General features: G+C 63.5%; 7 protein-coding genes. 2 read left to right on the top strand and 5 right to left on the bottom strand.

The annotated features are described in order from the left end of the window. The first annotated feature begins 151 nt into the window (after positions 1–151). Entirely contained in the window at positions 152–499 is a 348-nt protein-coding gene (locus CSQ87_RS10600; protein ID WP_100513846.1) for a hypothetical protein, read from the top strand. A gap of 408 nt (positions 500–907) precedes the next feature. Here the strand turns inward: CSQ87_RS10600 and CSQ87_RS10595 are convergent, their stop codons facing one another. From CSQ87_RS10595 to aroC, 5 genes are all read right to left on the bottom strand, one after another. Next, positions 908–1,219, bottom strand: a complete 312-nt coding sequence (locus CSQ87_RS10595; protein ID WP_165776833.1) for a helix-turn-helix domain-containing protein — start codon at positions 1,217–1,219, stop codon at positions 908–910. A 682-nt stretch (positions 1,220–1,901) separates the two neighbouring features. Beyond that, on the bottom strand, positions 1,902–3,182 hold the full coding sequence (locus tag CSQ87_RS10590; protein WP_243388918.1) for a M20/M25/M40 family metallo-hydrolase: 1,281 nt from the start codon (positions 3,180–3,182) through the stop codon (positions 1,902–1,904). 133 nt (positions 3,183–3,315) lie between these two features. Beyond that, entirely contained in the window at positions 3,316–3,762 is a 447-nt protein-coding gene (locus tag CSQ87_RS10585) for a type II 3-dehydroquinate dehydratase (protein WP_100513843.1), read from the bottom strand. A gap of 60 nt (positions 3,763–3,822) precedes the next feature. Further along, the gene (locus tag CSQ87_RS10580; protein WP_100513842.1) at positions 3,823–5,430 is read right to left on the bottom strand and encodes a bifunctional shikimate kinase/3-dehydroquinate synthase; all 1,608 of its coding nucleotides are present in this window, start codon (positions 5,428–5,430) and stop codon (positions 3,823–3,825) included. A gap of 97 nt (positions 5,431–5,527) precedes the next feature. Further along, entirely contained in the window at positions 5,528–6,715 is a 1,188-nt protein-coding gene (gene aroC / locus CSQ87_RS10575) for a chorismate synthase (RefSeq protein ID WP_100513841.1), read from the bottom strand. Positions 6,716–6,860: 145 nt separating this feature from the next. On the opposite strand from aroC, the gene CSQ87_RS10570 reads away from it, so the two are divergent. After that, positions 6,861–7,238, top strand: coding sequence for a peptidase A24 (locus CSQ87_RS10570; RefSeq protein ID WP_100513840.1), 378 nt, complete (start codon positions 6,861–6,863; stop codon positions 7,236–7,238). Positions 7,239–7,271: the final 33 nt, after the last annotated feature.

Here is a 7,271-nt window from a genome sequence, read left to right as displayed (position 1 = left end):
GTCATGGTTTCCATTGTCTCAGTCGGCATGCTCATCACAGGCCCCTTTCCCGCCGGTCCCACGACCGGCGATCAAAGCCAGTTACACACTTCTTGGGACAGTCCCCAACGCGACCGTCACCTCGCCAGCCGTCACCCCGACCGATCTCGGTGTGTGCGACAAGTGGGTCGCCGGCTTCTACTGGTGGGACCTGAGCGTGGCGAAGCAGGGCAAGTACGTGCTGAGCGATCAGAACGTGCCCGGCCATGACGACGGCAAGGAATCCTGGCCGGCCGGTCAGGCCCGTTCCATGACCGCGTCCGTCACCTCTCAGGCCGTTAACGGTCTCGTCGGCAACTGGGATCAGAAGGACGTGGACGCCAACACGAAGTTCGACGGTCACTCCGTCATCGGCAAGGGCGATGCGACCAGACTCAACGAGTTCAGCTTCGTCCCGCCCATTCAATGTCGGAGTTCATCGTTTAATTTGCGATTGACCGTATGCTTCGTCGACGATTGATTTCGGCTACGGACTTTTGACACGTCGCCGAGTGCTGCCTGCAACAGTTCTGGGTCGTCAAGCTCAGCGACCGCTTTGAGGTAAAGGATAATATCCTTTTCCGTTGCTATATATTCACTGGCATCCCAGTCGGTGATGTTTACCATTTCTTTCTTCTTGTTCTTGAGAAGTTTTCTGGCTCTTGGGGGTGCATAAAAGGCTAAGTTGGAAATTACTTTTGGGGAATGCATCACCATTTTGAACAACAACAATATTCATTGGTTGGAACGCGGAACAAATGGGACAAATGGTACTGCAAAATCATACCCGAGGCGGATCACACGGACACATACGCGGCAACTCATCCGAGGCCGTATCGGGAGTCGAACATCCACCCATCCCAAAGCCGTGACATGTAGCCGTGGTATATCAGCGCTGATCAGAGACGGACCGTCTACCCATGAATTCGATCACATCCCTGCGAGAGACCATGCGCTTGCCTCCGTCCACGTAGCGGACGTACGGGATCGCACCCGAGTCCAACAGCCGTCGCACCGTCACCGGGGTAACGCCCAGCATCCTAGCCACTTGGCCGGTAGGGATCAGGTCCGTCTCGTCGTCGACCATGAGCGCCTCCATCACCCGGCTGACTTGGTCCTTGGTCAGGGGGATGACACGTCCGTCGCCGATCGTCAGGCATATGGAGTCCGCGGGCATCTCCTCCTGTGGCACGGCTTTCATGCCGAAAATCCGCAACAGCTCCGTCTTCAGAACCGATTGCTCCTGCGACTGATTCATGACGGCACCCCCATGCAGGACTAGACAACCATATATTCCGATAATATCGGAAATAACAGTAACAACGAAAATAACGATTATCAGGGCATACCACATAAGGTGCGACACCACATAATGACTACTGAGTTGCGTTCCAATTGTCGGACGTAGCTTATTAAGAGTACCTGATCAAGCCGTTAATGGCATCGGTCGGCCCGTTCGCTTCGTGGGGTGGTCGAAGAACGCGAGGACGTCCGTCATGCGACGCTTGAGGGTACGACCAAGCGTGGTGAGTTGGGCATTCGGGCGGGGCTCCTCTGGCGGAGAGGGATTCGCTGAGTTCAGCCATTATGCTTTCCTGCGGTCCTCCTGCGCATAGTAGTCGCTGATCATCTGGATAAGAGCGTGCGAGAGCCGGCGTCATCACGAGGAACCCACCCATCCCCATGGCGACACATCCGCGGCAATAGCAGACGGTCTCGGCTGCCGGCTCGCAGTCGATCAGCCACACACCGGCACGAGAGTCCACAGTCACATGTCTCTGCGAGACGGGATTCAGACTCAGCCTGTCCAGACCGAGCAGGATCCGGCTATCAAATGCGCTGGAACTCGTTACCAAGACACGCGGTTTCTTTCGTTTTTTCAATCACACGCCGAATGAAACCGCACGTCCCTGACACACCAAAATGCGAAAAAGTCCCCATCCCCTGCCGTCCAGATGCCGGTCCAGACGGATGAGGCCCAGTGCGTACATGACGAACGCGGCCCTGAGGTTGCGGATGGACACCCATTCGTCTACGCCGTGGGCGGAGCCGGTGCCGGGGGCGATGCAGTCCGGCGAATCCATGACGATGCCGTCGACGGAGGGCACGTATTCGGCGTGGAATTCCGGACCGAAGTTCAATGCGTCGGGGATGAACCGGGCGTGGGTGCTGCCGCCCATGGCAACGGGCCGGGCCGGCGCCGTGTTCGCAGCCGCATCGTTGACGACGTCGTTGTAGGTGTCGGTCAGGAGTTCGACTCGTGGGTCGTCGGCGGGCACATAGTACGGATCATCGTTCAGCATGTTGACCAGTCGTCCGCCGAGCGGTTCCACATGCCGTCGAATCGCGGCAAGGATGCTCTCGGCCGTCTGTCCTACGGCGTAACGGATGTCGAGGTGCATGACGATGGCGTCGGATGGCACCCGATCGCCTTCATGGTCCACGCCGAATTCGGCACCGGGCAGGATGATACCGAGGTTGCTGGTCGTCGGACCGCTTTCCGCATTGTTGAACGCAAATCCGAGCGTGCCGGCGTAGGGGTCGCCGGCCCATTGAGCGATAGCGGACGCCACGGCAGCATCTCGGCCCTCGAGCAGGCTGGACCGGGTAAGGACGGACGCGAGCAATGCGATGGCGTTGATGGTGCCACCGGGTTTGGATGCGTGACCGGATATGCCGTGGGCGGCGATCGTCACCGTCCCGGCGCCGGCGAGGTCGGACGGCGTAACCGTGATGCGACGGCGCGTATCGGCGTCCAATCCTGCATGATCGATTGATCCACGGATCTCGTCGACGTCCATGCCGGCGAGGTCGATGGAGGCGACAGCGGGAACGGTGTTGGCCGAGGAGCCGGCGTGCCATCCACTCAGCCGTTCGCCGACGGGCAATGCCACGTCGACGTCGAGCAGTCCCTTCTGGATGTTGTTCACGGGGAACGGACCGTCGGTGACGATGGCCTGATGCGGTGCACCGACGTGGCGCACGAACCACTTGATGTCATTCAGCGCCGGCTCCTCGGAGCCGCCGAACAGCATGCGTACGCGATGCCGGAAACACTGTCCTCGCTCGGCGAAGAACCGCAGCAGACTGTAGTTCACTAGGGAAACGCCCTTGTCGTCCAGGGCGCCACGGCCGATGACGATGTCGTCGTTGACGATACGCACCTCGTGGCCGTACGGCGCCCCCGGTCTGGGTGACGGATCGGATTCGTCGGCGACCGACGGATACCGGATGAGGTCGCATAGCTCATCGACGAATCGTGCGCGATTCTCGTCGAACCATGATGCGGCCGCCCCGTCAGCCCTCCAGCAGGTGGGCGACGGCTTCGAGGGCGAGCCTGTAGCCGTAGAAGCCCATGCCGGTGATGGTGCCGGTGGCCACCGGGGAGATCACGCTGTAGCGGCGGAAGGCGTCGCGTGCGGCCGGGTTGGAGATGTGCACCTCCATGAGGGGCAGGCCGGCGTCGGTGACCATGTGGGCAGCGTCGGACAGGCCGTAGCTGTAGTGGGTGAACGCGGCCGGGTTCATCACCACCGGGGTCTTCTCGTCGACCGCGCGGTGCATCCAGCCGATGATCTCGGCCTCATCGTCGGTCTGCCGCACCTCGACCTCAAGGCCGAGCTCCCTGCCCCATGCGGTGCAGTCGCGGCGCAGGGTCTCGAGATCCTGATGGCCGTACACGTCGGGTTCGCGCACGCCGAGGCGGCCGAGGTTCGGTCCGTTGACGACGATCACTTTGGTCATGATTACTCCTTGTTTCTGAACGCGATTCTGAACGAGACCGCTGGACGCGGCTTCGCCATTTCACTGCTGGACGCGGCGGAAGGCCTCCTCGACCGCATCGGCCGGCGGGTTCTCCAGATGCACGACGTGGCCGGGACGGTCGAGCACCACGAACCGCAGCATGTTGCCGCGGGCCTTCTTGTCCTTGTGCATCAGGGCGAGCACGTCCTCGAAACTGCCGTCGTTCCAGCTGGTCGGCAGGCCGAGCGAAGACAGCAGCGAACGATGGTATTCGACGAGATCGCGGTCGATGTAGCCGAGGATGTTCGCCAGTTCGGCGGCGTACACCATGCCGACGGCCACGGCGTTGCCGTGCCGCCAGCGGAAGTGCTCCAGCTTTTCGACGGCGTGGCCCATGGTGTGACCGTAGTTGAGGAACTCGCGCTTGCCCTTCTCCTTGAGATCGGTGGAGACGTGATGCGCTTTCACCGTCACGGTGCGTTCGATGAGTTCGGCGATCACCGCTTCGAGTTCCGGCGTGATCGTATTCGGGTCGAACGTGCGCAGCTGATCGGCATGCTCCTCGAGCACGCGCAGGATCTCGGTGTCCTCGATGAAGCCGGACTTGGCGACCTCGCCGAGGCCTTCGACGAAGATGTCGTTGGGCAGAGAGCCGAGCGTGGTCAGGTCGGCGAGCACGCCCTTGGGCGTGTAGAACGAACCGACCAGGTTCTTGCCGGCCTCGGTGTTGATGCCGGTCTTGCCGCCGGTGGAGGCGTCGACCATGGCGAGCAGCGACGTCGGGCAGTTGACGTAGGCAATGCCGCGCATCCACGTGGCGGCCACGAAGCCGGCCAGATCGGTGGCCGCGCCGCCGCCCAGGCCGACCACGGCGTCGGAGCGGGTGAAGCCCTCGTCGCCCAGACGCTTCCAGATGCCGTTCGCCACCTCGACGGTCTTGCCCGCCTCGGCGTCGGGGATGGTGATGTCGGAGACCTCGTATCCGGCCCGGCGCAGCAGGGCGCGCACGCGGTCGGAGTGACGCTGCACCGGCGTGGTGTGAATCAGTGCGATACGCACCGGGGCCTCGCCGAGCACGTCGGCCAGATGATTGACCACATGGGAGCCGATGCGCACGTCATAGGGGTCAAGCCCATCGATGTGCACGACCCGTTCGTTGACGGTGTCCGCTATCTGTTGTGCTGCCTGCATGGGGGTCTTTCCTTTCGTATGCGCGATGAGATTCGCGAGATCGACGTAGATGTCGTGCCGTTCGGCGTACAGTCGCCGCCACTTCTTCGCGGCGCCGTCGGCCAGCAGCGGACGGTTGCCGGAACGGGACGCCCGGGCGATGGCCTCGTTGGGGTCGGCGTCCAGATACACCACGGTGCCGCCGGCATCGATGTAGCGTTTCAGCTCATCACGCGTCCGCACGGTCATGGGCGCTCCCCCGCCGAGGGACAGCACGCCGTCGAAGCCGTGCAGGGCCTCGATGATGACGTCGGCTTCGATGCGGCGGAACTCCGCCTCCCCCCGCTCCTCGAAGATGCGGGGGATCTTCATGCCCTCCCTGTCTTCGATGTCGATGTCGGAGTCGCGGAATTCCACGTCCAGCAGCGTGGCCACGTCACCGCCGATGCGGGTCTTGCCCGATCCGGGCATGCCGATCAGCACGGCCTTGGGTCTCATACGGTCTCTCTCTTCTCTCTCATGCGGGGGTATCCTCCGGGGTCATCCCCCGCATATCCGATGGTCCGATGCTTGTCCGGACTTGTCCGGAATCGGCTCAGCGCATGTGCTCCGGCCAGGACGCCAGATACGCTTCGGCGTTGCGACGCACCTCGGCCACGGAGTCGCCGCCGAACTTCTCGAGCACGAACTTGGCGAGCGTCAGACGCACCATGGCTTCGGCCACGACGGAGGCCGCAGGGACGGCGGTGGTGTCGGAACGCTGGTTGATGGCCTGGGCCGCCTCACCGGTGAGCACGTCCACCGTGCGCAGCGCGCGGGGAATGGACGGGATCGGCTTCATCGCGGCGCGCACGCGAATCGGCTGCCCGTCGGACATGCCGCCTTCGATGCCGCCGGCACGGTTCGACAGTCGGTCGATGCGCCCGTCGGCGTTCACCACGATCTCGTCATGGGCCTGCGAGCCCGGACGGACGGCCTCCTTGAACCCGTCGCCGATCTCCACGCCCTTGATGGCCTGAATGCCCATCACGGCGCCGGCCAGCGCGGCGTCCAGCCTGCGGTCGGACTCCACGTACGTGCCGAGACCTGCCGGCACGCCGTAAGCGATGACCTCGATCACACCGCCGACCGTGTCCGCGGTCTTCTTGATCTCGTCGATTCGTGCCATCATGCGCTTCTCGCCCTCCTTGTCGAGGGTGCGCACCGGCGAGGCGTCCAGTGCGGCGACGTCGTCGGGCGTGGGCAGCGGGGCGTTCTCGTCCACCGAGGCGCCGCCGATGGAGATCACGTGGGAGACGGTGCGGATGCCGAGCGACTGCTCGAGGAACTTCGCGGCGACGGATCCGAGCGCCACGCGGGATGCCGTCTCACGGGCGCTTGAACGCTCGAGCACGGGGCGGGCGTCGTCGAAGCCGTACTTGCGCATGCCGGTTAGGTCGGCGTGGCCGGGACGGGGACGGCTCAGCGGGGCGTTGCGGCCCTCGCGGGCGATCTCGTGGTCGAGCGGATCGGCGCTCATGACCTCGGTCCACTTCGGCCATTCGGTGTTGGCGATCTCGATGGCGACCGGGGAGCCGAGCGTGGAGCCGTGGCGCACGCCGGTGAGCAGACGGACCTTGTCCTCCTCGAACTTCATGCGGGCGCCGCGGCCGTATCCCAGACGGCGGCGGGCCAGCGCGTCACGGACGTCCTGCGAGGTGATCTCCACCCCGGCCGGCAGTCCTTCGATCATCGCCACCAGGGCTTCACCATGAGATTCTCCTGCGGTCTGCCAGCGCAACATCGCCTGCTCCTTCGTCTGTTCGGCCGAAACCGGCCTGTCGTTCCCAAAAAACGGAATACATTGTACGGGTATGCCGTATCTTTTTCTTATTCCTAGCGTAGTCGCGGGATTGGTGGTGGCGTGTACCGATATATGGACACGCCGGGTGCCGGTGACGGTGGTGGCGGTCGGGTCCGCGGCCCAGCTGATCGCCACCGCGATCTGGTGCATGCGGACCGGTCGGTGGACGGTGCTCGCCATGTCGGTCGGACTGGCGTTGCTGTGCGCGGCGATTCAACTGGCGCTGGGACTGCTCAAGCCTGGTCATCTGGGGTTCGGCGACGTGACGTGCACGCTGCTCGTCGGTCTGGCGGTCGGATCCTTCGGCGTGCAGACCGTGGCCGTCTGGTGGCTGCTGATGGGGATGATCGGCCTCGGCATGCTGTGGATATGCAAACGCCGGGGCGGGGATTCGATTCCCTTCGCCCCGGCGATCGTGGCCGGCGGTCTGCTGGCCATGGCATTGCAGGCGTTGGCGCTGTAGCCGAGTCAGCCGACCGTGGATGCCGTCAGCAGA

It is taken from the genome of Bifidobacterium simiarum, assembly GCF_002802905.1.
GTDB lineage: Bacteria > Actinomycetota > Actinomycetes > Actinomycetales > Bifidobacteriaceae > Galliscardovia > Galliscardovia simiarum.
This window is presented reverse-complemented; position numbering and strand designations above follow the sequence as displayed.